Below are 26005 nucleotides of genomic sequence, written 5' to 3'. Positions count from 1 at the left end.
CGCAGCGGGCGCGGTTAGTCGAAGAGATCACCAGATGCAGGAATTTGAAAAATGGCTGGCGCGGGTACTGTTATTGAATAGCGCGCTGGCGCTGGCCGTCAGCCTCGGCTTGCTCGGTCCGCAGCAGGCCGGCGGTGCGCTAGCAGTTGTGTTCGGCGTGGCCATGCTCGGTTTCCTGGCGGCCGTGCTGTCGCTCAGGCGCATGATCAGCGGTCTGATCGGCGGTATCTTCTATTACCTGCCCCAGGTGGGCAGTTATTTTCCCTACGACGGCAGCTGGCAGTTCAGCGTCAAGGCGGGCGTGAGCCTGGGCCTGGTGGCGCGGTTCGGCCATGGCGTGTTCGTCCTCAACGTGGTGGCGCTGGTCCTGCTGGCCGCCACGGCAACAGTACTGGTCTGGCGCCTGCGTCACCGTCCATTCTCTCAAGCGCCGTCCGCGCGCTGAAAACAACTGTCTCTAATACAAGTCATTGTCCGGTCACAACATTGATGCACAGTATGATTTCACAAAGTTACGATTGTGAAATACTGTTGTAGAAACGATGTTTTAATGCCATTAATCAAGGTTAATTTTGTGAAAGTAATGCAAGGTGGCCGATTTTGCATTTTTATTGCCCGCTAAATATTGTCTGAAAGTTGGTTGCTTCAACGAGACAGGGCGTCAAATAAATTCTTTTCAGCAAGTAAGTCAGCTATACTTTGCGTTACTTCGGACGTTCCGGGTAGCTGGTCAGCTCCCCATCGTTTGAAAAAAATACATTGTTTTCAAAGGCTTATATTTTTGAGTCGACAATGGATCAACCCGCAATCAGATATTTTTCCTAATGGGAATAAGTTTACTCAGCGGAAGATTCCTGCCGGTCGCCCTGTATCCATGCTGCCAGCTGGCTTTCCCCTTCGGGCACTTTACCCCGAATTCTTGTGGTGAATTAGATAAGAAATAGTTTTTGCATATTGCGCAATAAAAAAAGCTCGCACCGTTTGCTAAAGTTAACATTTTTGTTGACGTAAAGAACGATACGAGCGCTTTGTTGCGGCGGTACTCACGGCTTGGTTATAAATACATATTAATAAAACGGCATATTGCCACTGACGAAGGCCAACGACGACGGACAGGGCCGTTGTTAACTTTTGGACAGACATCGAATCAGCGCCTTCTTTTAGGAGATTTACACATGGGCTATTTCACCGGTTTAAGCACGCAAAACGTTGCGGCCATCACCACCACGCAGATCGCCGCGTTGGGCACTTCCAATTTCACGGATCTGACGTCGGATCAGATTGTGGCGTTGACCACGAACCAGGTGATGGCGCTGCGTTCGCAGCAAATAGCCGCCATCTCCACCGCTACCATCTCGCGCATGGCCACCGAGGACTTCGCCGCCCTCACTACAAGCGCCCTGAACGGCCTGACCACCGCGCAAGTGCGCGCGCTGTCGTCCGACCAGATCGTCGCGCTGACCACTAGCCAGGCCGGCGCGCTGACCACCGCGCAAGTTGCCGCCTTCGGTACCGAGGCCATCGTGGCCATGGAAACCGCTGATTTCGTCGCCCTCAAGACCGCCTCGATCGCCGCGTTGACCACCGCCCAGGTCAAAGCCCTGACCACTGACCAGATCGTCGCGCTGTCCACCGCCGCCGCCAACGCCTTGACCAGCCAGCAAGTGGCCGCCTTCACCACCGACGCCATCGTCGCGCTGGAAACGGCCGACCTGGCTGCGCTGAAAACCGCCTCGATCGCCGCGCTGACTTCCGCGCAAGTGGCCGCTCTGACCACCACCCAGGTGCAGGCGCTGTCCACCGCATCGCTGTCGGCACTGTCCACCGCCAACATCGCCAGCGGCCTGACTTCCGACCAGATCGTCGCGCTGAGCTCGAACCAGATCGCCGGCCTGACCACCGCGCAAGTGGCGGCACTGTCGACCAGCAACCTGGTGGCCATCGAAATAGCCGACCTGGCCGGCATCACCACCGCCGGTATCGCCGCTCTGAAATCGAATCAAATCGCCGCACTGACCACCAACCAGCTGGTAGCCCTGTCCACCGGCCAGATCGTGGCACTGACCACCGCTGGCGCTGCCGCGCTGACCACCGACCAGATCGTCGCGCTGACCACCACCCAGGCTGGCGTACTGACCAGCCAGCAAGTGGCCGGCCTGTCCACCGCCGCGATTGCCGCGCTGGAAACGTCTGATTTCGCCGCCCTGAAAACCGCCAGCCTGGCCGCGCTGACCACCAACCAGGTCCGTGCCCTGACGACCGATCAGGTGGTGGCCCTGACCACCGCCGGCGCCAACGCGCTGACCACTGCGCAAGTCGCTGCCCTGACCACCGACGCCATCGTCGCCATGGAAACGGCCGACCTGGCTGCGCTGAAAACCGCCGCGTTCGCCGGCCTGACCTCGACGCAAGTCGCCGCCCTGACCACCGGCCAGGTGCAAGCCCTGTCGACCGCGTCGCTGTCTGCCATCTCGACCGCCAATATCGCCAACGGCCTGACCTCCGACCAGGTCGTTGCGTTGAGCTCGAACCAGATCGCCGGCCTGACCTCTGCCCAGGTTGCTGCGCTGTCGACCAGCAACCTGGTCGCCATCGAAGTGGCCGACCTGGCTGGCATCACCACCGCCGGTATCGCTGCCCTGCGTACCGCACAAGTGGCCGCCCTGACCACCAACCAGCTGGCGGCACTGTCCACCAACCAGGTCGTGGCGCTGACCACCGCTGGCGCTGCCGCGCTGACCACCGACCAGATCGTCGCGCTGACCACCACCCAGGCTGGCGTACTGACCAGCCAGCAAGTGGCCGGCCTGTCCACCGCCGCGATTGCCGCGCTCGAAACGTCTGACTTCGCGGCGCTGAAAACCGCCAGCCTGGCCGCGCTGACCACCAACCAGGTCCGTGCCCTGACGACCGACCAGGTGGTGGCCCTGACCACCGCCGGCGCCAACGCGCTGACCACTGCGCAAGTCGCGGCCCTGACCACCGACGCCATCGTCGCCATGGAAACGGCCGACCTGGCTGCGCTGAAAACCGCCGCGTTTGCCGGCCTGACTTCGTCGCAAGTCGCTGCCCTGACCACCGGCCAGGTGCAAGCCCTGTCGACCGCATCGCTGTCGGCCATCTCGACCGCCAACATCGCCAACGGTTTGACCTCCGACCAGATCGTCGCGCTGTCGTCGAACCAGATCGCCGGCCTGACCACCGCGCAAGTTGGCGCGCTGTCGACCAGCAACCTGGTCGCCATCGAAGTGGCCGACCTGGCCGGTATTACCACCGCCGGTATCGCCGCCCTGAAAACGGCGCAAGTGGCCGCCCTGACCACCACCCAGCTGGTAGCACTGTCCACCGGCCAGATCGTCGCGCTGACCACCGCCGGTGCTGCCGCGCTGACCACCGACCAGATCGTCGCGCTGACCACCACCCAGGCTGGCGTACTGACCAGCCAGCAAGTGGCCGGCCTGTCCACCGCCGCGATTGCCGCGCTCGAAACGTCTGACTTCGCTGCGCTGAAAACCGCCAGCCTGGCCGCGCTGACCACCAACCAGGTGCGTGCCCTGACCACCGATCAGATCGTGGCGCTCTCCACCACCGCCGCCAACGCGCTGACCACCGCGCAAGTCGCTGCCCTGACCACCGACGCCATCGTCGCGCTGGAAACGGCTGACATGGCCGCGCTGAAAACCGCCGCGTTTGCCGGCCTGACCTCGACGCAAGTGGCAGCGATCACCACCGCCCAGGTGCAGGCGCTGACCACCGCGTCGCTGTCGGCCATCTCGACCGCCAACATCGCCAATGGTTTGACCTCCGACCAGATCGTCGCGCTGTCGTCGAACCAGATCGCCGGCCTGACCACCGCGCAAGTGGCGGCACTGTCGACCAGCAACCTGGTTGCCATCGAAGTAGCCGACCTGGCCGGCCTGTCGAGCGGCGACATCGCTGCCCTGAAAACGGCGCAAGTTGCCGCGTTCACGACCAGCCAGCTGGTCGCGCTGTCGACCGGCCAGGTGGCCGCGTTCACCACCGCTGGCGCTGCCGCGCTGACGACCGACCAGATCGTTGCCCTGACCACGACCCAGGCTGGCGCGCTGACCAGCCAGCAAGTCGCTGCCTTGTCCACCAACGCCATCGTAGCGCTGGAAACGTCCGACTTCGCTGCGCTGAAAACCGCCGCGGTCGCCGCGCTGACCACTAACCAGATCCGCGCCCTGACCACCGACCAGGTGGTGGCCCTGACCACCGAAGGCGCCGGCGCGCTGACCACCGCGCAAGTGGCCGCCTTCACCACCGACGCCATCGTCGCGCTGGAAACGGCCGACCTGCGTGGCCTGGATACCGCCTCGTTCGCCGCGCTGACCTCGGCCCAGGTTGCTGCCCTGACCACTGCCCAGGTACAAAGCCTGAGCACGTCGGCCCTGGCCGCCCTGAGCACGGCCAACATCGCCAATGGCCTGACCAGCGACCAGATCGTCGCGCTGAGTTCGACCCAACTCGCTGGCATGACCACCGCGCAAATCGGTGCGCTGTCGACCAGCAACCTGGTCGCCATCGAAATAGCCGACCTGGCCGGTATCACCACTGCCGGTATCGCCGCCCTGAAAACGGCGCAAGTGGCTGCGCTGACCACCGACCAGCTGGTGGCCCTGTCCACCGGCCAGATCGTGGCGCTGACCACCGCCGGCGCTGCCGCGCTGACGACCGACCAGATCGTCGCGCTGACCACCACCCAGGCTGGCGTACTGACCAGCCAGCAAGTGGCCGGCCTGTCCACCGCCGCGATTGCTGCGCTCGAAACGTCCGACTTCGCGGCGCTGAAAACCGCCAGCCTGGCCGCGCTGACCACCAACCAGGTGCGTGCGCTGACCACCGACCAGATCGTGGCGCTCTCCACCACCGCCGCCAACGCGCTGACCACCGCGCAAGTCGCGGCCCTGACCACCGACGCCATCGTCGCGCTGGAAACGGCTGACATGGCTGCGCTGAAAACCGCCGCGTTCGCCGGTCTGACCTCGTCGCAAGTGGCGGCAATCACCACCGCCCAGGTGCAGGCACTGACCACCGCATCGCTGTCGGCCTTGTCCACGGCCAACGTCGCCAACGGCCTGACCTCCGACCAGATCGTCGCGCTGTCGTCGAACCAGATCGCCGGCCTGACCACTGCGCAAGTTGGCGCGCTGTCGACCAGCAACCTGGTGGCCATCGAAACAGCCGACCTGGCCGGCATCACCACCGCCGGTATCGCCGCCCTGAAAACGGCGCAAGTGGCCGCCCTGACCACCGACCAGCTGGTGGCACTGTCCACCAACCAGGTCGTGGCGCTGACCACCGCTGGCGCTGCGGCGCTGACGACCGACCAGATCGTGGCGCTGACCACCACCCAGGCTGCCGTACTGACCAGCCAGCAAGTGGCTGGCCTGTCGACGAACGCCATCGTCGCGCTGGAAACCGCTGACTTCGCTGCGCTGAAAACCGCCAGCCTGGCCGCGCTGACCACCAACCAGGTGCGTGCGTTGACCACCGACCAGGTGGTGGCGCTCTCCACCACCGCCGCCAACGCGCTGACCACCGCGCAAGTCGCGGCCCTGACCACCGACGCCATCGTCGCGCTGGAAACGGCTGACATGGTCGCGCTGAAAACCGCCGCGTTTGCCGGCCTGACCTCGACGCAAGTGGCAGCAATCACCACCGCCCAGGTGCAGGCGCTGACCACCGCGTCGCTGTCGGCCATCTCGACCGCCAACATCGCCAACGGCCTGACCACCGACCAGATCGTCGCGTTGTCGTCGAACCAGATCGCCGGCCTGACCACCGCGCAAGTGGCCGCACTGTCGACCAGTGGCCTGGTGGCTATCGAAACAGCCGACCTGGCTGGCCTGTCCACCGGCGACATCGCCGCGCTGCGCACGGTACAGGTTGCCGCGCTGACCACCGAACAGCTGGTCGCGCTGTCGGCCGGCCAGGTGGCTGCCTTGACCACCGCCGGCGCTGCCGCGCTGACCACCGACCAGATCGTGGCGCTGACCACGACCCAGGCCGGCGCGTTGACCAGCCAGCAAGTTGCTGCCTTGTCCACCAACGCCATCGTCGCGCTGGAAACGTCCGACTTCGCTGTCCTGAAAACCGCCAGCCTGGCCGCGCTGACCACCAACCAGGTGCGTGCGCTGACCACCGACCAGATCGTGGCCTTGAGCACCACCGCCGCCAACGCGCTCACCACCCAGCAAGTCGCGGCCCTGACCACCGACGCCATCGTCGCGCTGGAAACGGCTGACATGGCTGCGCTGAAAACCGCCGCGTTTGCCGGCCTGACCTCGACGCAAGTGGCGGCAATCACCACCGCCCAGGTGCAGGCGCTGACGACCGCGTCGTTGTCGGCCCTGTCCACGGCCAACGTCGCCAACGGCCTGACCTCCGACCAGATCGTCGCGCTGTCGTCGAACCAGATCGCCGGCCTGACCACCGCGCAAGTTGGCGCACTGTCGACCAGCAACCTGGTGGCGATCGAGCTGGCCGACCTGGCCGGCATCACCACCGCCGGCATCGCCGCCCTGAAATCGAACCAGATCGCCGCACTGACCACCGACCAGATCGCAACGCTCTCCAGCACCCAGCTGGCAGCGTTCACCACGGCCGGCATCCGCGCGCTGACCACCGACCAGGTCGTGGCGCTGACCACGGCCCAGGCCGGTGCACTGGGCACGATGCAAGTGGCTGCGCTGTCCACCGGCTCGGTTGCCGCGCTGGAAACGGCTGACCTGAATGCGCTGAAATCGTCGTCGATCGCCGCGCTGACCACCACCCAGCTGCGTGCACTGACCACCGACCAGATCGGCAGCCTGACGACCACGTCGCTGGGCGCGCTGACCACGGCGCAAATGGCCGGCGGCCTGACGACCGACCAGGTCGTTGCGCTGAGCACCAGCCAGGCCGCTGCGCTGAGCTCGGTCCAGGTATCGTCGCTGAGCACGACCAGTGTCGCTGCACTCGAAACGCAAGACCTGAACGCGCTGAAAACGGAAGCGGTTGCCGCCCTGCGCACCAACCAGCTCGCCGCCATCACCACCGACCAGCTGGCCGCGCTGTCCACGACCCAGGTCGCCAGCCTGAGCACCGCCGCCCTGGCTGCCGGCCTGACCACTGCGCAAGCGGTGGCGCTGTCGAGCGACCAGATCAACGCGCTGACCAGCACCCAGCTGCGCGCGCTGTCCACCAGCAGCATCGCTGCCCTGGAGACGGCCGACATCGCTGCGCTGAAAACCGCGTCGCTGGCAGCGCTGACCACGCAGCAGTTCACCAAGCTGACCACCGACCAGTTCGTAACCCTGTCCACCGACCAGATCAAGTCGCTGACCATGGCCCAGGTCGATGCGCTGTACGCCAATACCACGCTGAAAGCGGCGATCACCGCCGACCAGCAAGCGGCAATGCCACTGTCGAGCCCACTGGTGCTCGATTTGAACGGCAACGGCATCAACACCCTGAACCTGTCGGCCGGCGTGCAGTTCGACCTGCTGGCCACCGGCAACAAATCCAACGTCGGTTGGGTGGGTGGCGGCGACGGCCTGCTGGTCCTGGACCGCAATGGCGATGGCGTGATCAACAACGGTAGCGAACTGTTCGGCGAAGGCACCACGCTGGCCAACGGCCAGAAAGCGGCCAACGGCTACCAGGCGCTGGCAGAACTCGACTCCAACGGCGACAGCGTGATCGACGCCAAGGATGCACAGTTCAACAACCTGCGCGTGTGGGTGGACGGCAATGCCGACGGCGTCAGCCAGGGCGAGGAACTGAAGTCGCTGGCCGACCTCAACATCGCCAAGCTGAACCTCGACGTGCAGAAAACCTCGATCGTCGATAACGGCAACCTGATCGGCATGGTCTCGACCTTCGAAACCACCGACGGCGCTGTGCACCAGGCAGCGGACGTCTGGTTCCAGGACAGCAGCAAGTCGGGCAGCAGCCTGACCTCGTCGGTCAGCAGCCTGTCGAACGCGCTGTCGAGCTTTGGCGCGGCAGCCACCAGCACCGCCAACACGGGCAAGCTGGAACTGCCATCGGGCGTGAACGCCTCGGTTGCCGCCATGGCCAGCGCCATCGGCAACTTCGAGAACAAGCTGACCGCTTCGACGCACCAGGCGGGCACCGACGACTCGCTGCGCCTCAAGGCACTGCAAGGCGGCCATACCCAGGGCATCCTGGCTGCCAAGTAAGCGATGACGTAAGCTGAACCGGTAGTACCGTGAAAGCGGCAAGACCTGCGGGTCTTGCCGTTTTTTTTCGGCCCGCGCAGCGCTTTCATCTGCCGAATAGAAATGTAAAACCACCTTTGCTTGCAAACAACAAAATCCCCGAGGCAACACCTTGGCGGGGTAAAATTCCATGATCGGCACCACGCCGGTTTCCTTTTCCACCAGGCCCTATGCAAGATAAATTTCCCCATACCGCGGTACAGTGCCTGACGGCGATCGCGCAGCATCACGGCCTGCAAATCAATCCCGAACGCCTGATCGACGAGTACGCGCTGCGCGCGGAAGAACCGGGCAACGGCGTGCTGTTGCGCATGGCGTCCGAGATCGGCCTGAAAGCCAAGGCCGACAAACTGACCTGGTCGCGCCTGCTTGCGCAGGGCGGCGTGTTTCCGCTGATGGCGCGCCTGGTCAGCGGCAACATGGTCATCATCGTCGGCGTCAAGCCGGGCGAGGACGGCGCGCCCGACCACGTGGCGGTACTGAACCCGGCGCTGGCCAACGCCACCGTGATCATGGTCGCGCGCGCCGAGTTCGAGCAGCGCTGGCGCGGTGACGTGCTGTTCATCAAGCGCGAACACAAATTTACCGACCCGCACCAGCCATTCGGCCTGCGCTGGTTCATTCCCGAGATCCTGCGCCAGAAGGCGGCGTTCCGCGACATCTTCATCGCTGCCATCGCCATGCAGATCCTGGCGCTGGCCTCGCCCATCTTCTTCCAGCTGGTGATCGACAAGGTGCTCACCCACCAGAGCGTGACCACCCTGCAGGTGCTGGCCGTGGGCATCACCATGGCGCTGGTGTTCGACGCCTTGTTCGGCTTCCTGCGCCAGACCCTCACGCTTGCCGCCAGCAACAAGATCGACATGCGCCTGACGCGCCGCGTGTTCGGCCACCTGCTGTCGCTGCCGATCGATTTTTTCGAGACCACCAGCGCCGGCGTCATCACGCGCCACATGCAGCAGCTGGAAAAGATCCGCAATTTCCTCACCGGCCGCATGTTCTTCACCGCGCTCGACGTGATCTCGCTGCTGGTATTCATTCCGATCCTGTTCAGCTATTCGTTCAAGCTGACCCTGATCGTGCTGCTGTTCGCCGCCATGATCTGCGGCGTGGTGCTGGCCATGGTGCCCACCTTCCAGCGCCGCCTGAACGCGCTGTACACGGCCGAAGGCCAGCGCCAGGGCATGCTGGTGGAAACCATCCACGGCATGCGCACCGTCAAGGCGCTGGCCATCGAGCCGTCGCAGCGCCGCACCTGGGACCAGCGCTCGGCCGAGGCGATCACCATGCACTTCCGCGTCGGGCAGATTTCGATCGCCGGCAATGCGGTGACCGACTTCCTCGGCAAGATGCTGCCGGTGACCCTGATCGTGGTGGGCGCCGGCGACGTGTTCGATAACACGCTCACCGTCGGCGGCCTGATCGCGTTCCAGATGTTGTCGGGCCGCGTCACGCAGCCGCTGATTTCGCTCGTCGGCCTGATCAACGAGTACCAGGAAACCGCGCTGTCGGTGCGCATGCTGGGCGAGGTGATGAACCGCGCACCGGAAGGACGCGCCGGCGCCACCGGCCTGCGCCCGCAACTCGATGGCGAGATCAAGTTCGACAACGTGATCTTCCGCTATCCGGGCGCGCAGAACCTGGCCCTCAACAAGGCCAGCTTCACCATCGAGCAGGGCACGGTGGTCGGCATCGTCGGCCGTTCCGGTTCCGGCAAGACCACCCTGACCAAGTTGATCCAGGGCCTGTATCCGCTGCAGGAAGGCATCGTGCGGTTCGACGGCATCGACGCCCGCGAGATCGAGCTGGCGCACCTGCGGCGCCAGATTGGCGTGGTATTGCAGGAGAACTTCCTGTTCCGTGGCACGGTGCGCGAAAACCTGTCGGTCACCAAGCCCGACGCCGCCTTCGAAGAACTGGTGGCGGCGGCGGTGGCGGCCGGCGCCGACGAATTCATCGAGCGCCTGCCGCAGGGTTACGACACCGTCCTGGAAGAGAATGCCTCGAACCTGTCGGGCGGCCAGAAGCAGCGGCTGTCGATTGCACGCACCCTGGTGGCGCGGCCGCGCATCCTGATCCTGGACGAAGCGGCATCCGCGCTGGACCCGGAATCGGAAGCGATCTTCATTAAAAACTTGTCGAAGATCGCGGTGGGCCGCACGGTGGTGATGATTTCGCACCGCCTGTCCACGCTGGTCAATGCCGACAAAATCATGGTCATGCAGCAAGGCTCCCTGGTGGACGCCGGCCGGCATGAAGAACTGCTCACCCGTAGCGACACCTACCAGCATTTATGGAACCAGCAAACAAGCCACCTCTAAGCCGGCGCAAGAAGGATCAGACCGAGATCGACTTCCTGCCGGACGCCGACGCCATCGAGCGCGGCCCGCTGCCGCGCTTCGTGCAACTGACCTTGCACTTGCTGGTGCTCACGCTGGTCGGCTTCATCATCTGGGCCAGCGTCTCGCCGATCGACAAGGTCGTGATCGCCCACGGCCGCCTGGTCAACCCGCTGCCCAATATCGTGGTGCAGCCGCTCGACACGTCGATCATCCAGAGCATCGACGTGCGCGTGGGGCAGGTGGTCAAGAAGGGTCAATTGCTGGCCACGCTCGACCCCACCTTCAGCGCGGCCGATGAAACCCAGCTGCGCATCCGCCTCGACAGCCTGAACAACCAGACCGCCGGCCTCAAAGCGGAACTGGGCGGCAAGGCCGGCAGCAGCGAAGCTGGCAGCGACGATGCCCGCCTGCAGCAGCAGCTGTCGGCTGAGCGGCGCGGCAACTACGATGCGCAAAAATCGAAAATGGACCAGAACATCGCGCGCCTGCGGGCCGGCCTGGAAACCAACAAGCACGACCAGGTGGTGCTGGCCCAGCGCGTCAAATCGCTGCGGGAAGTGGAGAGCATGCAGGAGCAGCTGGTAGCCGAAAACTTCGGCGCCAAGATGCAGCTGTTGCAGGCGCGCGACCGCCGGCTGGAAGTGGAGCGCGACATGGACATGCAGCGCAACAAGGCCATCGAGATGGCCAGCGAGCTGGCCTCGGTGCAGGCCGAGCGCGCCGCCTTCGAGCGCAGCTGGCGCCAAAAGGCGATGGAAGACCTGCTGTCGGCCACGCGCGACCGTGACGGCATCAACGAGCAGCTGGCCAAGGCCGACAAGCGCCTGAAAATGGTGCAGATGGTGGCGCCGGCCGACGCCGTTGTGCTGGAAATTGCCAAGTTCTCGGTGGGGTCGGTGGTGCGCGAGGCCGAGCAGATGTTCACCCTGGTGCCCCTGGGCGCCGAGCTGGAGGCGGAAGTGCAGATCGACTCGGTCGATATCGGCTTCATCAAGGCCGGCATGCCAGCCCATATCAAGGTCGATGCGTTCACCTTCATGAAGCACGGCATGCTGGAAGGGAAGGTGCGCACGGTCAGCCAGGATTCGTTCAAGCGCGACACCGCCGACAAGAACGGCGGCGGCATGGACACCTATTACCTGAGCCGGATTCCGTACACCGGGGCGCTCAAGAAAGTGGCGCCGGGCACGCAGCTGATGCCCGGCATGACGGTCTCGGCGGAAATCGTGGTGGGCGAGCGCACCGTCATGTCGTACCTGCTGTACCCGCTCACGCGGGCGCTGGACGAGTCGATTCGCGAGCCGTAAGCACACCATACCCAGCGCGCAGACAAAAAAAGCGCCCCAGATGGGGCGCCTGCCATCGTTACATCGTGACGATAGCGCCATCCGGCAAATAGCTGCTGCGGAATTTCCCCAGCGCGTTCACGATCGCGTCGTTGCTCATCTCGAACAGGTAATCAAGCTCGGTCTCGCCGGTGCGGGTTGCACCCATGCGCTCGTGGAACTGGATGACGCTCACGTTTTGCTGGCGCACGTCGAAGTGCGACCGGCGGAAGCCCAGTTGCAAGGCAAAGTCGTAGATCATCAGTGTCGATTCCACGCCAAAGCCGCGTGGCGCAGTGTCGCTCTTGATCCACGATCCCCAGCAGAACGAATCGTCCTGCTGGTCATACAGGCGCACGGTACCCACCGGCGTGCCGTCGAGCGCGCAGATGATGAAATACACCTGGCTGTCATCGCTGGCGTAACTGGTGAGCCAACCGCGCTGCGTATCGACATCGGCCGTGGTGGCGGAGAGGTAGCGGCCCTTTTTCTCATCGGTGCGCAAACCCAGGATGAATTCTGCATCGGCTACCGTGGCATCGCGGAACTGCAACTGCTTGCCACGCACCAGCTGTGGCTTACGGAAAGTGGAGCCTGCAATCATGCTGCTTTCTCAAGATCCGCCAGGACCGCGCGCACGGCAGCGACCACTTCGGCGGCGTCCTCCAGCGTCATCACCGGCGATACCGGCAGGCTCAGCACCTCGCGGTGGATCGCTTCGGCCAATGGGAAGTCGCCTTCGCTAAAGCCCAGCTCGGCGTATGCGGGTTGCAGATGCGGCGCCACCGGGTAGTGGACGATGGTGCCCACTTTGCGCTCAGCCAGCAGCTGCGCGAGGCGGTCGCGTTGTGCGTGGCGTACCACGTACAGGTGCCAGACCGGCTCGGCCCAATCCGGCACCACAGGCAGTGTCAGGCCCGGCACGCCGGCCAGGTGTTCCTGGTAGTAAGCGGCGATGGCGCGGCGTTGGACGTTGCCGTCGTTTAGGTGCGGCAGCTTGACATCGAGCAGCGCGGCTTGCAGTTCGTCCAGGCGCGAGTTGTAGCCGCGCACTTCGTTGTAGTACTTGACCTTGGAACCGTAGTTGCGGAAGGTGCGAATGCGTTCGGCCAGCGCATCGTCATTGGTGGTGACGGCGCCGCCGTCGCCCAGCGCGCCCAGGTTCTTGCCCGGGTAGAAGCTGAAGGCCGCCGCATCGCCTAGCTGGCCGACCACGCTGCCGTTCACGCGTGCGCCGTGTGCCTGGGCCGCGTCTTCGATCAGCTTGAGGTTGTGGCGTGCAGCGATCGCGCGCAGCGCCGTCATGTCGGCTGGCTGGCCATACAGGTGCACCGCCATGATCGCGCGGGTGCGCGGCGTGATGGCCGCTTCGACCAGCGCCGGGTCCAGGTTGTAGGTGGATTCCACCGGCTCTACCGGTACCGGGCGGGCGCCGCAATGGCTGACCGCTAGCCAGGTGGCGATGAAGGTGTTGCTTGGAACGATGACTTCATCGCCGGGGCCAATGCCATAACCCTTGAGGATCAGGAAGATGGCGTCCAGGCCGTTGGCCACGCCGATACCGTGCTTGCTGTCGCAATAGGCGGCAAAGTTTTTTTCGAAGGCGGCGGTTTCGCTGCCCAGCACGTACCAGCCTGAATTGAGCACGCGTTTGAACGCCGCTTCGAGTTCTGCCGCGTGCGCCAGGTTGATTGCTTTGAGATCGAGGAATGGAACGCTCATGATATTTTCGTGATTATTTCTTTGGTTGACGGGTTGCTGCGACGAACTCGTCGTAGTCGTGATAGTAATCTTTAGGGTCGTATAGCGTTGATGCCATGACCAGGCAAACACCGCCTGATGAGAAATTTTCTACTTCGCGCCACATCATGCCCGGCACGTAAAGGCCGTAGTAAGAACGATTTAGCGAGAACTTCTTGCGGTTTTCGCCATCATCAACAATCACGTCGAAACTACCCGACATGGCGACGAATAGCTGTTGCAGTTCGATATGACCGTGACCTGCACGCGAGGAGCCGCCAGGCACGTCATACAGGTAGTAAACGCGTTTGAGGTCGAACGGTACGTGAATACCGCTCTCAATCACGGAAAGGTTTCCCCGCGGATCGGAGTGCTTGGGCAGGTCGATGATGCGACATTGGTCGATATGAGACATAAAATTCTTTCGAAATGACAGGTCAGGCTTGCTTGAGAGTGGCCGCGTAGTCGCGGTAGCGCTGGTGCGCCGGCGCCATTTGCACGAAGACGTCGTGCAAACGGGCGCTGACTTCCGCCACCTGGGCCTCCAGCGCGATTAACTCTTCGGTGTTGATGGCGCCGGTTTCATGGCTGACGACGAGCAGGTCGATATAGTCCGAAAAGCAGTTGCCGAAATGCGGATTGGCATTGATATTGGAATTCGATTCGAGCCGTGGGTCGTGACGGAAATAACTGAGCTCTTCATCGATATAGAAAGCCTGACCATCGCGCACCAGGTTGATGTACGCTGCCACATCTGCCAAGCCGCGCGTGAAATCGTGGCGGCCGATGCGGAACAGGTCCTTGTAGCCAACCGCCCACAACTTATCGCGGCGGAACATGATGGTGGAAAACTCGCCAACAAAGTTACGCATGCCCAAAGCCATCGAACGCTGCATGTCGCGTCCGTCGAGGCTGCCGTTGGCTTGGTAAGGGCGGCGAATATCGGTGCGCTGGTTGTCGGAATTGATGACCTGGGAAGCGGAAAATATCAGTTGGTGCTGTGCCGACATTTCCATCGCCGAGACCATGCGCTCGATGCAAAACGGATGCAGCAGGTCGTCGTCGAACAGTGGCTTGATGTACTGGCCCTTGGCCGAAAACAGTGCCGACAGTACATTGTCCTCGCGGATCACGGTGTTGCGCTGATAGATCACCCCGGGAAAGCGGACACAGATGTCCTTGATCTCCTCGGTGGGACAGTTATCGCTGACCAGGATTTCCGTATTCAGATAAGTCTGCCCAATCGCCGAACGCACACAGGCCTCGAAATGGGCTGCCTTGTACGACGGGATGACAATGCTGACTTTGGGTAGGGACATGAGGGTTTGAATAACGGGCGTGACGTTTAACGGCGGTAATCAAGCTTCGCGGCCGTCTGCAGGCAATTGGATCGAAGCACCACCAAGTTAATTTTAAATAATGACAGAATAAATGCTGCGTTGCAAGCCCAGCCTGCCGCAGCGGCATGTCCTGCAATTAGCTGACTACCGCCGTGATGACATATTGCCATGGCAATGCATCTTCCACCGCCATCACCGGGTCGATGCCGGAGGCGCCGGCCATCAGCCGGATCGCCGGCAGGTATTTTTCACGGGCCGGCTCGTCGGTGATGCGGGCGCTGCCACCGCTGATCTGGAAGCCGGCCTGTTGCAGCAAGGCCAGCATGGCGCCCCGGGTAAACATCCGCTTGCGGGCCATGGCGATGCCGTCAGGACCATAGCGCAGGTCGCCTGCGTTGAGCCGGGCCTGGATGCTCCAGTGCTGGAAGTTGTTGATGGTGGCAACGATCTTGCCGCCCGGCGCCATGCTGGTGCGGATCTTTTGCAGCACGCTCCACGGGTCGTCCATGTGCTCGAGCGACTGGTCCAGGATCCAGCAGTCGGCGCCGCGCACGTGGTCCCAGAACGCCGCGCCGGTGGTCTCCATCCGGTCGAGGAACACGAAGTCGCAATGCTGGCGGGCGGCCTGGGCCTGGCTGGGTTCCGCTTCGATGCCGGTGATATTGCAGATCGGGTTGCGCTGGCGGTAGGCGCGGGCCAGGGTGCCGTCGCCGCAGCCCACGTCCACCAGCTTGCGCGCCGTCGTCGGCACAAAGTGCAGCAGGTCGGTGTTGACGGTGGCGGCGGCGCCGGGCAGGTCGTAGTGGTGGGCCCGGACCGCTGCGACCGCGCCGGCCCCGGTGCGCTGCAGGAAACGCGGCGTGTGTGCACCTTCGGCTCCTTCGAGATCGGCGCGCACCCAGTCGAGGTGCTTGATCAGGCCGGTGTTACCGCTGTGGTTCAAGGCCAGCATGGCGGCGATCAGCGGCGCGCCGTGCTTGATCGGCAGCGGCCACTGGCGCACCACGTCGATATTGGCCAGCAGGCAGGCCGGGTGCAGGTAGCGCAAGGCGCCGTCGGGGCGGTCGTAACCGAGTTCGTTCACGGCGTGGACCGCACCCACGCCGTACATGCCAGGCGCCAGCTCGGCATGCAGCGCCGCCAGCAGGCCGTCGTTGACCAGCGCCACGTCGGGGGCAAGCAGCAGCGCTTCGCCGGACAGGCCCAGGTGTTCGATGGCCCAGGCCAGGCCAGGGCCCTGGCCGATGTCGTAGCCGAGGGCGATGAACTCGACGTTGTCGTAGTTGGCGGCGATGGCGCGGATCTGCTCGGCGACGTCCGGGTTGGAGCCGTCGATGATGGTCACGCGGTTGCTGTGGAAGCGGCGCACGCTGGCCAGCAGGGTCTCGATCTGCTGCGGCGCGTTGTGCGAGACCGTGATGATCGGGATCTGGTCGAGCTGTGCCGGCGCCGGTGCTGCCTCTGCTGCTGTCACCTCGGACGGGCGCACCGCGTGCGCCGGTGCGGGCAGGCGCGGCGCGGCCGGCTTGGCCACGCGCTGCAACGCTGCCTCGAAGTTGCGCACGAAGCGCGGGCTGTCGAACAGCGCGCAGTTGAGGCGGTTGGCGGCCAGTTGGCGTTTCATGGCGGCGATGCGGGCCGGGTCGTGCGCCAGCGCCACCGCCAGTTCCTCGTAGTCTGCCAGGTTGTCGGTGATCAGTTGCGGCAGATCGACCGCGCGCAGCAGGCTGCCGGCCATGCGCGACGAGAAGGTGCGGCCGGTGCGGGTAACCAGTGGCAGGCCGGCCCACAGGGCGTCGCTGGCGGTGGTGCCGGCGTTGAACGGATACGTATCGAGGAACAGGTCGGCCAGCTGGTAGCGCGCCAGGTACTCGGCTGGCACCGCACGGCTGTTGAAGATCAGGCGCTGGCGGTCGATGCCGGCCTGCTCGGCATAGCGCCACAGGTTGTCGCGCACCTCGGGGTAGTCGGCCACCAGCCACAGCACGCTGTTCGGCACCCGGCGCAGGATGTTCATCCAGCTGGCGAACATCTCCTCGGTGAACTTGAAGTTGTTGTTGAACGAGCAGAACACAAAGGCGTCGTCGGGCAGGTTGACGCTGGCGCGCGTGGGCGTGGGCGCGATCGGGCGCTGGCGGTCGTTGATCTGGAACGCGTCGGGCATATACAGCGGCTTTTCGCTGAAGTGCTCGGCCATGTCCGGCGTGATCAGGAATTCGTCGGACACCACGTAGTCGATGCCGGGCAGGCCGGTGCTGCCGGGGAAACCGAGGTAGGTCATCTGCACCGGCGCCGGTCGGTACGCCAGGATGTTGGGCCGGGCGCCCAGGGTGAGACCGTGCAGGTCCACCAGGATGTCGATTTCGTGGGCGCGGATGGCGCGCGCGGCCTGCTCGTCGGTCAGGTGATCGATGCGGATGTAATGGTCCATCGCCTTGACCACGCGTGCGCGCAGCGGCGAGCCGTCTTCGCGGCTCCAGCTGAAGGCATAGACCTCGACCTTGCTGCGGTCGTGCAGCTCGTACAGCTCGGCGGTGAGGATCGAGACCGCGTGCGAGCAGAAGTCCGACGACAGGTAGCCGACACGCAGGCGCGCGTGGCCGTAGCCATGCTCGCCGGTCAGCGGGGCGACGGCGGCGTTGACCTTTTCCACCACGAAGCGGCGCGCGGCCGCCAGTTGCATGGCCGGGTCGTCGGACGCGCTGAGCATGGCCAGCGCCGAGGTACCCTCGAGCATGGTGGCCTGCGAGATGTGTTCGAGGCCGCTGTACACGGGCCAGGCGCATTGCTTCTGGCGCAGGTGGACCCAGTGCGTCATCACGTTGGCCTGTTGCGGATCGACGTGCAGGCTGCGCGCCAGCATCGCTTCCGCTTCCGGGTAGCGCCGGCGGATTTCCAGCAGGCGGCCCAGGTTGTTCAGGGTTTGCACGTACAGCGCCGGCGTGGTCTTGATGTCTGGCACCAGGCCGCCGTCGAGGATCGACTGCCACATGGCCAGCGCGTCATCGGGCCGGCCGGTGCGCTCGAGCAGGCTGCCCAGGTTCAGACGCGCCTCGACGAAATTGGCATTGTTGGCGATGGCTTTGCGCAAGGCCGCCTCGGCGCCGGCATCGTCGCCGGTGTTCGACAGCACCACCGCCAGGTTGAAGCAGGCCGCATAGATCAGCCGGGCGTCGCTATGGGCGATCCAGGTGTGGTACAGGGCGATGGCCACCTGCGGCTGGCCGCTTTCGGTGAGCACTGCCGCCGCGCCGAACAGGTCGGCAATCGCCAGCCGCCCTTGCGCAGCCAGCGCCATCACATTGTCCAGCGCGCTGGCTGGGTTGTTCGTCACGGCAGGGGCGGCAGCAGGGGCAGGAGTGGTCATGAAGGCAGGGGTCAGGTAACAAAAAGACGGCGCAAGTGTTCACCTATCATACCGTTTAGCCGCAGGGAAATGGTCACATTTTGGCCTTGGAGCAACAATGTAAAACACTGCCTGCTCGGGGGATGACGATGGGCAAATCTGAAAGGCGGTAAGATGGAACCCCGCCTTTTATCGAGCCCGCCTTATGCTGTCTACGCCCGCCACGTTCGAACCCCTGATCCGCCCGCAAGCGACCGACCACCCGCGCACCTTTGTCTTTCACCGTGGAGAGTTGTTGCTGAACAACGCCACGCTGGGCTTGCCGGCGCCGGCCATCGTCGCCGCCCTGCCGATCGCCCCCGAGCGCATCCACGCGCTGGGGTTGTGGCAAGGCGTGTACTACCAGCTGGCCTGGCTGGACGCCGCGGTGGCGCCCGACGCCGAGCATGGTTATCACGGCCTGCGCTCGCTGTTCGGCGTGGTCGATGATGGTTTCCTGGGATTGGCCGGGCGCGCCTTCCAGCTGGCCGAATGGGCCCGCACGCACCGCTACTGCGGCGTATGTGCGACGCCGATGGCGCAGCTCGAGGGCGAGCGCTGCTTCAAGTGCCCGGCCTGCGGCATGATGGCGTACCCGCGCATCTCGCCAGCCATGATGGTATTGATCCGCAAGGGCGATTCGGTGCTGCTGGCGATGCACACCAGTTCGCCGTACAAACGCTACACGGCGCTGGCCGGATTCGTGGAAGCGGGCGAGTCGATCGAAGAAGCGGTGCACCGAGAGGTGTACGAAGAAGTGGGCCTGCGCGTGCACAACCTGCAATATTTCGCCAGCCAGTCGTGGCCGTTCCCGCATTCGCTGATGGTGGCGTTTACGGCCGACTACCTGGACGGCGAGATCCGTGTGGATGAGAGCGAGATCGCGGAGGCGCGGTGGTTCGGGCCGGGGGATGAGTGGCCGGAGTCGCCGGTGGGGGTGTCGATCGCGGCCAGGTTGCTGGCGGCGCATAAGCCGCGGGCGGTGTGACGTCACGAGTTCCGTTATTGTCTATGGATCCCCGCGTTCGCGGGGATGACGGCTTATCGTTTGCGGTTAATCCGTCATCCTCGCGCACGCGGGGATCCATGGAACCTTTGAGTCGTGGCGGCGTCCAACCAGTATGCAAAAGCTCAGCTACGTCTACATGCTCGCCAGCAAACCTTACGGCACACTGTACATCGGCGTCACCTCCGACCTGATCCGCCGCGTCTGGCAACATAAGGAAGCATTGGCGCACGGGTTTACCGAGCAATACCATGTCAAGCGCCTGGTCTGGTACGAACAGCACAGCGACATCCGCGCCGCCATTACCCGCGAAAAACACCTTAAAAAATGGCGCCGCGAATGGAAGATCGACCTGGTTCATCAATCCAACCCGCGCTGGCACGACCTCTACCCAACCCTCACCGCCTGAACTCCACCTTCTCCCGCCACACCGGCCCGTCCTTACCCTGCGCAAACCGGTATCCCGCCTCGAACAGCAAATTCATGTCCTGCACCGCGCCGCGCAGATCCCATTTCGGGTCCACCACGTCGTGTACCGTGTGGTAGACCTGGGCGTGGTAGCGCATCTGCTTTTCCTGGCCCCAGGCCGGTGGCCGGCCGACGTAGTCGAGGCTGTCGCCGAGGGTGACCACCGGCACGCCGACGCGGGCGAATTCGAACTGGTCGCCGCGGTACATGTTGCCGAATTCGAGCGGGCCCTCCGGGCGCAGCGCGCGGCCCTGGCGGCGCGCCACGGCGGCCACCACGTCGTCGGCGCTGGACTTGCCCATGCCGCGCAGTTGCACCGACCGGGTGCGGCCCCAGACGTTGATGCCGTGGATGTTCAGGTTCACCACGGTGTTTTTTAACGGATAGAGCGGCTGGCGCGCGTAGTGGCGCGCGCCCAATTGGCCGCGTTCCTCGGCGGTGGTGGCGAGGAACACGATGGTGCGCTTGGGCGCCACCGGCAGCGCCTGGTAGGCTTTGGCGATTTCCAGCAGCGCGGCCACGCCGGCGGCGTTATCGAGCGCGCCGTGGAAGATCTGTTGCGGACGCGGCCCGGGCAGGGTCTCGTCGATGCCGAAATGATCCCAGTGCGCGCTGTACAGCACCACCTCGTGCTTGAGTTGCGGGTCCGATCCCTCGATGCGCGCCACCACGTTGCTGGTGGCAACCGTGCGCCAGGCGTTCACTTCCGTGAAATTGAGCGTGGCGCCCAGCGGCACGGGATGGAAGTCGCGCTTGCCGGCCTGCCGGGTCAGCTTGTCCAGGTCGAAGCCGGCGGCCGTGACCAGCGCCCTGGCGCGGTCGTGGTGCAACCAGCCCGGCACCAGTGGAAAGTCCGGGTTCGGTGCCTGGCTGTCGAGGAAGAAGTTCTCGTTGGTCCAGGTGTTGCGCACCACCTCGTACGAGGCGCCGGCGGTCTTCGGATCGTGGATCAGCAGGGCGCCTGCGGCGCCCAGCCTGGCCGCCATCTCGAACTTGTACGCCCAGCGGCCGTAGTAGCCGCCAGCCTGGCTGGCACCGCCGCCGAAACCCTTGGCGCCGGGCGGCTCGCCGATCAGCATGACCAGGGTTTTGCCCTTGACGTCGATGCCCTTGTAGTCGTCCCAGAGCAACGCTGGCGCCTGCACGCCATAACCCACGAACACCAGCTCGGAACCATGCAGGTCGACTTCTTTTTGCGGGCGCGCCGACCAGGCCACGTAATCATCGCCGAATTTGAGCTGGGTGGGCTTGCCGCCGACCGTGTAGCTGAGCGTCGGGTAGCTGGAAATGGCCGCCACCGGCACCGCCTGCACATAGCTGCCGTCCGGGTTGCCGGGCGCCAGTCCCAGTTGCTTGAACTGTTGTTGCAGGTAGTCGGTGGTAAGTTTTTCGCCGGGCGTGCCGGGGGCGCGGCCTTCGAACTGGTCCGACGACAAGGTGGTCACGTGGGCCAGCCAGCTGGCGCTGTCGATCGCGCGCCTGGCCGCCGGCGACGGCTGGTCAGCAGGCGTGGCCGCCAGGCTGGATGAGATGCACGAGGCCACCAGCGCCGCCGACAGGAGAAGTTTCATAAAAAGCATAATTGTTAAGGTAGGTTATCGCCATTCTGACAGATTTTGTTTCTTCTGTGCACATGTCTCTCACCTTTCAATTGACTTTCAGTAGTCGTCGCCGGAAGGCGCCGGCTACGTCAATTACTATTTGCACCGTCCGGGCAGCACCGAGGCGGTGCCCAAGCTCAGCCGCGTGCAGCGCTATGCGCCGTGGGAGTGGGACCTGTCACCGGCGTGTACATCGATGACATCGACGGCGCCGTCCACGCGTCGCTGGCCACGTCGGGTGGCGTGCTGGTGGTCGTGTGCGCGCTACTGTGGGGCATCGTCAGCATGGTCAACCGCAGCGTGCGGCGCTCGATCGGCGGCGACCCCGCCCACGTGGGCGAAGTGGCGCGCCGCATCGCCGAGGGCGACCTCAGCGCCGAGATCCGCACCGGCGCCGGCGACCAGGACAGCATCCTGGCCGCCATGAAAGCCATGCAGCAGCGCCTGTCGGACACCATTGGCGACATCCGCCGCAGCGCCGACACCATTGCCACCGCCTCGGGCGAGATCGCCAGCGGTAATATGGACCTGTCGGCGCGCACCGAGTCGCAGGCCAGTTCGCTGGAAGAGACGGCCGCGTCGATGGAAGAGCTGACCTCCACCGTGACCCAGAACGCCGCCAATGCGGTGCAGGCCAACACCATGGTGCAGTCGGCCTCGAGCGTGGCGGCGCAGGGTGGCAAGGTGGTCTCGCAAGTGGTGCAGACGCAGCGGTGGAAGCGGCGCGCGCCGGCGAGCAGGGCCGTGGGTTCGCGGTGGTGGCCAGCGAAGTGCGCAACCTGGCGCAGCGCTCGGCGGCGGCCAAGGAAATCAAGGAATTGATCAACTCGTCGGTGGATAGCATCAGCGCCGGCAGCTTGCTGGTGGCTGAAGCGGGCACGACGATGGACCAGGTGGTGGCCAGCGTGTCGAAGGTGACGCAGATCATGGCGGCGATCACCGACGCCTCGAGCGAGCAGAGTACGGGCATCGGCCACGTCAACATGGCGATCACGGAAATGGATACGGTAACGCAGCAAAACGCCGCGCTGGTGGAACAGGCCGCTGCGGCGGCGGGCAGTATGCAGGAGCAGGCGGGCAACTTGGCGGAGCTGGTGAGCCGGTTCAGGCTCGGTGGGGAGGAGCCTGCAGTGGTAGCACAGCGTGCACGCAACAGCCCGCAGCGCGTTGCTCTGAGCCGCTAACCGTTCGACCGCAGGCTCTTAAAGCCGTCATTCCCGCGAAGGCAGGGATCCATGCGGCAGTGAAATCATGTTGGCTCGTGCAGACGGTGGCACGATTCAAATGTTCTATGGATCCCCGCCTTCGCGAGGATGACGACGCAAGAGCCGGCGACTGGCGGTTACTGCACTGGCGCCGCAGCCGGCGTCACCGGCACCGGAACCGGAACCGGCACCGGGACCGGCTCCAGCACCGCCTCCTCGAAAACGAACTTGCCGCCATCATCGCGGAACACGCCGATCAACTCGCCGCCGTCGCCCTTGACGTCGGGATACATGGTGCAGGTTTGCGATTCCACTTGCCACATCTCGCTACCCGAGCGCAGGGTCCAGACGTTGTCGCCACCGGACAGCACTTCGATTTCCACTTCGTCGGCAGGCAGGTCGGTCAGTTCGAAGCGGCGCATGCAGTCGGGCAGGCGCTGCATGATCAGCTCGACCGTGGTGACATTGCTCCAAAAGTATTTTTGCGCGCGGTGCACAGTCAGCGCGTGGCTGCCGGCCTTGCCGTCGACGAAGTACGAGGCCGAGTCATCGACGCAGGCCGTCAGCAGCAGGGGCATCAGGAGTATCAGTGTCTTGCGCATGGGCGGGGTTCCATTGGTGACGACAAACGTGGATACCCCATTATAGCCTCATGACAACAGCGTAACCCAGCCTCAGAATCGGTAACCGACCCCTACGCCGATCAGCACCGGATCGACCTTCACCCGGCTGGCCTTGGCGCCGCCGATGAATACGTCGCTGCGGATCTGCACCTTTTTCACGTCGAAGTTGAGCGACCAGTTCTTGTCGAGCTGGTAGTCCACGCCGGCTTGTACCGCCAGGCCGAAGCTGTCGTTCTCGAGGTCGGCGCCGCCATTGAGCAGGTTGACGCTCGAGATGCGCGTGTAGTTGACGCCGGCGCCCACGTATGGCTTGAACGGCGTGCTGTTGGTGAAGTGGTATTGCAGCAGCAGCGACGGCGGCAGGTGCTTGAAGCTGCCGATCTTGCCGCCATCGAGGAACACATCGTGTTTTTGCGGATAGGTGAGCACCAGCTCGGCCGCCCAGTTGGGCGTGAAGAAGTACGAGATATCGACTTCGGGAATGGTCTTGTCGCTGACGGTGAGGCGGTCGGACGCGCCTGTGCACGCCACCGGCGCCGACTTGTCGGCGGGGTCGAGGTACACCGCGCGGGCGCGGACTTGCAAGGGGCTTTCTTGCGCCATCGCGGCGCTCATGCTCAATGTAAGGGTTGCCAGGACGGCTGCTGCGGCGATCAGTTTGCTCATTTTCACTTCCTTTAAAGGTAACCTGCTCTCGGTGGCCGGCATGCGTGTGCAGTGCTGCCGACGCAACCGAGTATGTGGGCCTGGCCCACGTCAATAATCTGCCGCACGGTAAGTACGGCCTATGCCACCCGGCATATTTTTATGATTAAGTAGCGAGAACAAGTGTATTGATCAGGAGCATGAAAATCCTTGATCCAGGTCAAAACCGACCGGCTTAACCCGGAAGCGTCCCGAATGTTCGTGCGCGCACAGGCGCGCGTGCCAGAGCATGGCATCTTGATAGGCCCTATTCCACTCACGGAGGACAACATGAACCAGCCCGATAACGGCAGCCTGTCCGGCAAGCGCATTGCCGTCCTGATGACCGACGGCGTCGAACAGGTCGAATACGAGCAACCGCGCCAGTTCCTCGAGCAACACGGCGCCCAGGTCACGCTGATCTCGCCGAAAGCAAAAGGCGAACAGGTGCAAGGCTTCGAGCACCTGACCGCGTCGCGCCAGTTTGCGGTGGAGCTCGATGTGAAAGACGCCAAGGCCGGCGACTACGATGGCCTGGTACTGCCGGGCGGCGTGGCCAACCCGGACGCGCTGCGCCTGTCCGAGCCATCGATCGGCTTCGTCCGCGACTTCGGCGCCACCGGCAAACCGATCGCCTCAATCTGCCACGGCCCGTGGACCCTGATCGACGCCGGCCTGGTGGATGGCCGCAAGATGACCAGCTGGCCCAGCCTGAAAGGCGACCTGCACAACGCCGGCGCAAGCTGGGAAGACAGCGAGGTGGTGGTCGATCGAAACTTGATCACCAGCCGCAAACCCGATGACATTCCGGCGTTCAATAAAGCCTTCCAGCAACAACTGCTGACGGCATAAAACATGGCACCTTCGCCCCGGCGAAGGTGCATTTCTGCAAGCCTAGCTACGACATCCAAACGTGCTTTCATCCTGGCAAACGAGCGCTAAACTCAAGCCGTAACACGTAGACTGGTATTGCAACCGACCTCATGCGTCCTAAATCAAGGGAGACCATCATGACCCACGTACTCGCAGCCGTATTCGAAACCAGTGCCGAAGCCAACCGCGCCAAGGACGAACTGATACTGAGCGGCTTTGACCGCGACACCATCCGCGTGAGCGACTCCGTCGGCGTTGCCGGCACCCATCACATCAACGATGACCAATCGATCCTCGGCAGCGTCAAGACCATGTTCAGCGACCTGCTGGGCCGCGAACACGCTGACCATAGCGTCTATGCGGAAGCATTGAATCGCGGCCATGTGGTGCTGACCATCAACACTGGCAGCCAGGAAACCGCCGAACGCGCGGCCGACATCATCGACGACTTCAACCCGATCGACATCGACGAGCACGAAACCATGTGGCGCGCCAGCGGCTGGACCGGCGCCGACACGCTGCGTAGCGGTACCGGCATGCAGCAGACCACCCTGAACTCGCAGCAGACCGCCGTGCCCGAATACCACGGCATCCGTCCGCGCGAAGAAGCGGTCGACTTCGCCCGCACCGAGCAACTGGCCACCACCGGCTCGCTGCAGCGCGGCGAGGTACTGCCGCCGGTGATCGAGGGCCTGGCGCCGCCGATCTCGGTGGAACCGACCGTGCAGCGCAGCGGCATGCGCATCTATCCGCGCGACGTGGCCACGCCCAACCAGGACAGCCTGAACATCCTGCGCGGTGACGACAGCGCCAGCGACCCGGCCTACTTCCGCTCGCACTGGGAGAAAACCTACTCGTACACGGGCGGTACCTTCCAGGACTACGACCCGGCCTACCGCTACGGCGAATCAATGGCCGGCAATCCCGGCTACAAGGACAAGCCGTGGGAAAGCGCGGAACCGGACTTGCGCAGCAGCTGGGAATCGAATCACCCGCAGTCGAGCTGGGAGAAGTTCAAGGATGCGGTGCGTGAGGGGTGGGATCGTGTGACCAAGTAATCCTGTAGCACCAGCTTCGCAATAACCAGCGCCCCTGGCCTTACCGCCAGGGGCGTTTGCATTTCTGGCCCATATTTTTCCAATAGGGAAGATTGTTTTACCTCAAAAT

General features: G+C 63.9%; 16 protein-coding genes and 1 pseudogene. 9 read left to right on the top strand and 8 right to left on the bottom strand.

From position 1 onward, the window contains the following. Positions 1-34: 34 nt before the first annotated feature. From J2X54_RS00245 to J2X54_RS00230, 4 genes are all read left to right on the top strand, one after another. Positions 35-445 carry a hypothetical protein gene (locus J2X54_RS00245; protein ID WP_310176475.1) on the top strand — a complete coding sequence of 137 codons (411 nt, stop codon included), beginning with the start codon at positions 35-37 and terminating at the stop codon, positions 443-445. 730 nt (positions 446-1175) lie between these two features. Then, positions 1176-8207 (top strand): heme utilization protein, encoded by a 7032-nt coding sequence (locus J2X54_RS00240; RefSeq protein WP_310176473.1) that lies wholly within the window; start codon positions 1176-1178, stop codon positions 8205-8207. A gap of 209 nt (positions 8208-8416) precedes the next feature. Continuing rightward, positions 8417-10567: a peptidase domain-containing ABC transporter gene (locus J2X54_RS00235; protein ID WP_070246092.1), complete on the top strand. Its 2151-nt coding sequence runs from the start codon at positions 8417-8419 to the stop codon at positions 10565-10567. Beyond that, on the top strand, positions 10540-11895 hold the full coding sequence (locus J2X54_RS00230) for an HlyD family type I secretion periplasmic adaptor subunit (protein WP_310176470.1): 1356 nt from the start codon (positions 10540-10542) through the stop codon (positions 11893-11895). Before J2X54_RS00235 ends, J2X54_RS00230 begins: the two co-directional genes overlap by 28 nt. Positions 11896-11953: 58 nt before the next feature. Here J2X54_RS00230 and J2X54_RS00225 read toward each other — a convergent pair whose 3' ends face one another. The 5 genes from J2X54_RS00225 to J2X54_RS00205 all read right to left on the bottom strand — a co-directional run bounded on the left by J2X54_RS00225 (position 11954) and on the right by J2X54_RS00205 (position 18360). Next, a complete protein-coding gene (locus tag J2X54_RS00225; RefSeq protein WP_310176468.1) occupies positions 11954-12517 on the bottom strand; it encodes a GNAT family N-acetyltransferase in 564 nt (187 codons plus the stop codon). Further along, positions 12514-13635 carry a DegT/DnrJ/EryC1/StrS family aminotransferase gene (locus J2X54_RS00220; RefSeq protein WP_310176466.1) on the bottom strand — a complete coding sequence of 374 codons (1122 nt, stop codon included), beginning with the start codon at positions 13633-13635 and terminating at the stop codon, positions 12514-12516. Before J2X54_RS00220 ends, J2X54_RS00225 begins: the two co-directional genes overlap by 4 nt. Positions 13636-13648: 13 nt before the next feature. Next, entirely contained in the window at positions 13649-14068 is a 420-nt protein-coding gene (locus J2X54_RS00215) for an FdtA/QdtA family cupin domain-containing protein (RefSeq protein WP_310176465.1), read from the bottom strand. Positions 14069-14090: 22 nt separating this feature from the next. After that, positions 14091-14972, bottom strand: a complete 882-nt coding sequence (locus J2X54_RS00210) for a glycosyltransferase (protein WP_310176463.1) — start codon at positions 14970-14972, stop codon at positions 14091-14093. 157 nt (positions 14973-15129) lie between these two features. Then, positions 15130-18360 (bottom strand): methyltransferase, encoded by a 3231-nt coding sequence (locus J2X54_RS00205; RefSeq protein ID WP_310176461.1) that lies wholly within the window; start codon positions 18358-18360, stop codon positions 15130-15132. A 184-nt stretch (positions 18361-18544) separates the two neighbouring features. Between J2X54_RS00205 and nudC the strand changes: the two genes are divergently transcribed. Both nudC and J2X54_RS00195 read left to right on the top strand, forming a co-directional pair. Continuing rightward, positions 18545-19366 (top strand): NAD(+) diphosphatase, encoded by an 822-nt coding sequence (gene nudC, locus J2X54_RS00200; protein ID WP_310176457.1) that lies wholly within the window; start codon positions 18545-18547, stop codon positions 19364-19366. Between the two features lie 133 nt (positions 19367-19499). After that, on the top strand, positions 19500-19793 hold the full coding sequence (locus tag J2X54_RS00195) for a GIY-YIG nuclease family protein (RefSeq protein ID WP_310176455.1): 294 nt from the start codon (positions 19500-19502) through the stop codon (positions 19791-19793). On the opposite strand, the gene J2X54_RS00190 is transcribed toward J2X54_RS00195, so the two are convergent. Further along, positions 19783-21423: a M20/M25/M40 family metallo-hydrolase gene (locus J2X54_RS00190; RefSeq protein WP_070248395.1), complete on the bottom strand. Its 1641-nt coding sequence runs from the start codon at positions 21421-21423 to the stop codon at positions 19783-19785. The two genes, J2X54_RS00195 and J2X54_RS00190, sit on opposite strands and share 11 nt — an antisense overlap. A gap of 94 nt (positions 21424-21517) precedes the next feature. Between J2X54_RS00190 and J2X54_RS00185 the strand changes: the two are divergent. Then, a pseudogene (locus tag J2X54_RS00185) lies at positions 21518-22637 on the top strand (methyl-accepting chemotaxis protein); the annotation flags it as partial. 158 nt (positions 22638-22795) lie between these two features. Here J2X54_RS00185 and J2X54_RS00180 read toward each other — a convergent pair. Then, the gene (locus J2X54_RS00180; protein WP_310176449.1) at positions 22796-23260 is read right to left on the bottom strand and encodes a hypothetical protein; all 465 of its coding nucleotides are present in this window, start codon (positions 23258-23260) and stop codon (positions 22796-22798) included. 72 nt (positions 23261-23332) lie between these two features. Beyond that, on the bottom strand, positions 23333-23947 hold the full coding sequence (locus J2X54_RS00175; RefSeq protein ID WP_310176447.1) for an OmpW family outer membrane protein: 615 nt from the start codon (positions 23945-23947) through the stop codon (positions 23333-23335). 309 nt (positions 23948-24256) lie between these two features. Here J2X54_RS00175 and J2X54_RS00170 point away from each other — a divergent pair, with 309 nt between their 5' ends. Together J2X54_RS00170 and J2X54_RS00165 are read left to right on the top strand one after the other, a co-directional pair. Continuing rightward, positions 24257-24817, top strand: coding sequence for a type 1 glutamine amidotransferase domain-containing protein (locus J2X54_RS00170; protein ID WP_310176445.1), 561 nt, complete (start codon positions 24257-24259; stop codon positions 24815-24817). A 158-nt stretch (positions 24818-24975) separates the two neighbouring features. Next, positions 24976-25896, top strand: coding sequence for a hypothetical protein (locus J2X54_RS00165; RefSeq protein ID WP_070248405.1), 921 nt, complete (start codon positions 24976-24978; stop codon positions 25894-25896). Positions 25897-26005 lie beyond the last annotated feature (109 nt).

This window comes from Duganella sp. 3397, from assembly GCF_031456625.1.
Classification (GTDB): domain Bacteria; phylum Pseudomonadota; class Gammaproteobacteria; order Burkholderiales; family Burkholderiaceae_D; genus Rugamonas; species Rugamonas phyllosphaerae.
This window is presented reverse-complemented; position numbering and strand designations above follow the sequence as displayed.

What these genes read in the sequence shown, in the direction of transcription:
- J2X54_RS00205 (WP_310176461.1), bottom strand. Translation starts at nt 18,360, where the DNA reads ATGACCACTCCTGCCCCTGCTGCCGCCCCTGCCGTGACGAACAACCCA.
- J2X54_RS00170 (WP_310176445.1), top strand. Translation starts at nt 24,257, where the DNA reads ATGAACCAGCCCGATAACGGCAGCCTGTCCGGCAAGCGCATTGCCGTC.
- J2X54_RS00240 (WP_310176473.1), top strand. Translation starts at nt 1,176, where the DNA reads ATGGGCTATTTCACCGGTTTAAGCACGCAAAACGTTGCGGCCATCACC.
- J2X54_RS00210 (WP_310176463.1), bottom strand. Translation starts at nt 14,972, where the DNA reads ATGTCCCTACCCAAAGTCAGCATTGTCATCCCGTCGTACAAGGCAGCC.
- J2X54_RS00165 (WP_070248405.1), top strand. Translation starts at nt 24,976, where the DNA reads ATGACCCACGTACTCGCAGCCGTATTCGAAACCAGTGCCGAAGCCAAC.
- J2X54_RS00225 (WP_310176468.1), bottom strand. Translation starts at nt 12,517, where the DNA reads ATGATTGCAGGCTCCACTTTCCGTAAGCCACAGCTGGTGCGTGGCAAG.
- J2X54_RS00175 (WP_310176447.1), bottom strand. Translation starts at nt 23,947, where the DNA reads ATGAGCAAACTGATCGCCGCAGCAGCCGTCCTGGCAACCCTTACATTG.
- J2X54_RS00235 (WP_070246092.1), top strand. Translation starts at nt 8,417, where the DNA reads ATGCAAGATAAATTTCCCCATACCGCGGTACAGTGCCTGACGGCGATC.
- J2X54_RS00220 (WP_310176466.1), bottom strand. Translation starts at nt 13,635, where the DNA reads ATGAGCGTTCCATTCCTCGATCTCAAAGCAATCAACCTGGCGCACGCG.
- J2X54_RS00215 (WP_310176465.1), bottom strand. Translation starts at nt 14,068, where the DNA reads ATGTCTCATATCGACCAATGTCGCATCATCGACCTGCCCAAGCACTCC.
- J2X54_RS00180 (WP_310176449.1), bottom strand. Translation starts at nt 23,260, where the DNA reads ATGCGCAAGACACTGATACTCCTGATGCCCCTGCTGCTGACGGCCTGC.
- J2X54_RS00230 (WP_310176470.1), top strand. Translation starts at nt 10,540, where the DNA reads ATGGAACCAGCAAACAAGCCACCTCTAAGCCGGCGCAAGAAGGATCAG.
- J2X54_RS00190 (WP_070248395.1), bottom strand. Translation starts at nt 21,423, where the DNA reads ATGAAACTTCTCCTGTCGGCGGCGCTGGTGGCCTCGTGCATCTCATCC.
- J2X54_RS00245 (WP_310176475.1), top strand. Translation starts at nt 35, where the DNA reads ATGCAGGAATTTGAAAAATGGCTGGCGCGGGTACTGTTATTGAATAGC.
- J2X54_RS00195 (WP_310176455.1), top strand. Translation starts at nt 19,500, where the DNA reads ATGCAAAAGCTCAGCTACGTCTACATGCTCGCCAGCAAACCTTACGGC.
- nudC (WP_310176457.1), top strand. Translation starts at nt 18,545, where the DNA reads ATGCTGTCTACGCCCGCCACGTTCGAACCCCTGATCCGCCCGCAAGCG.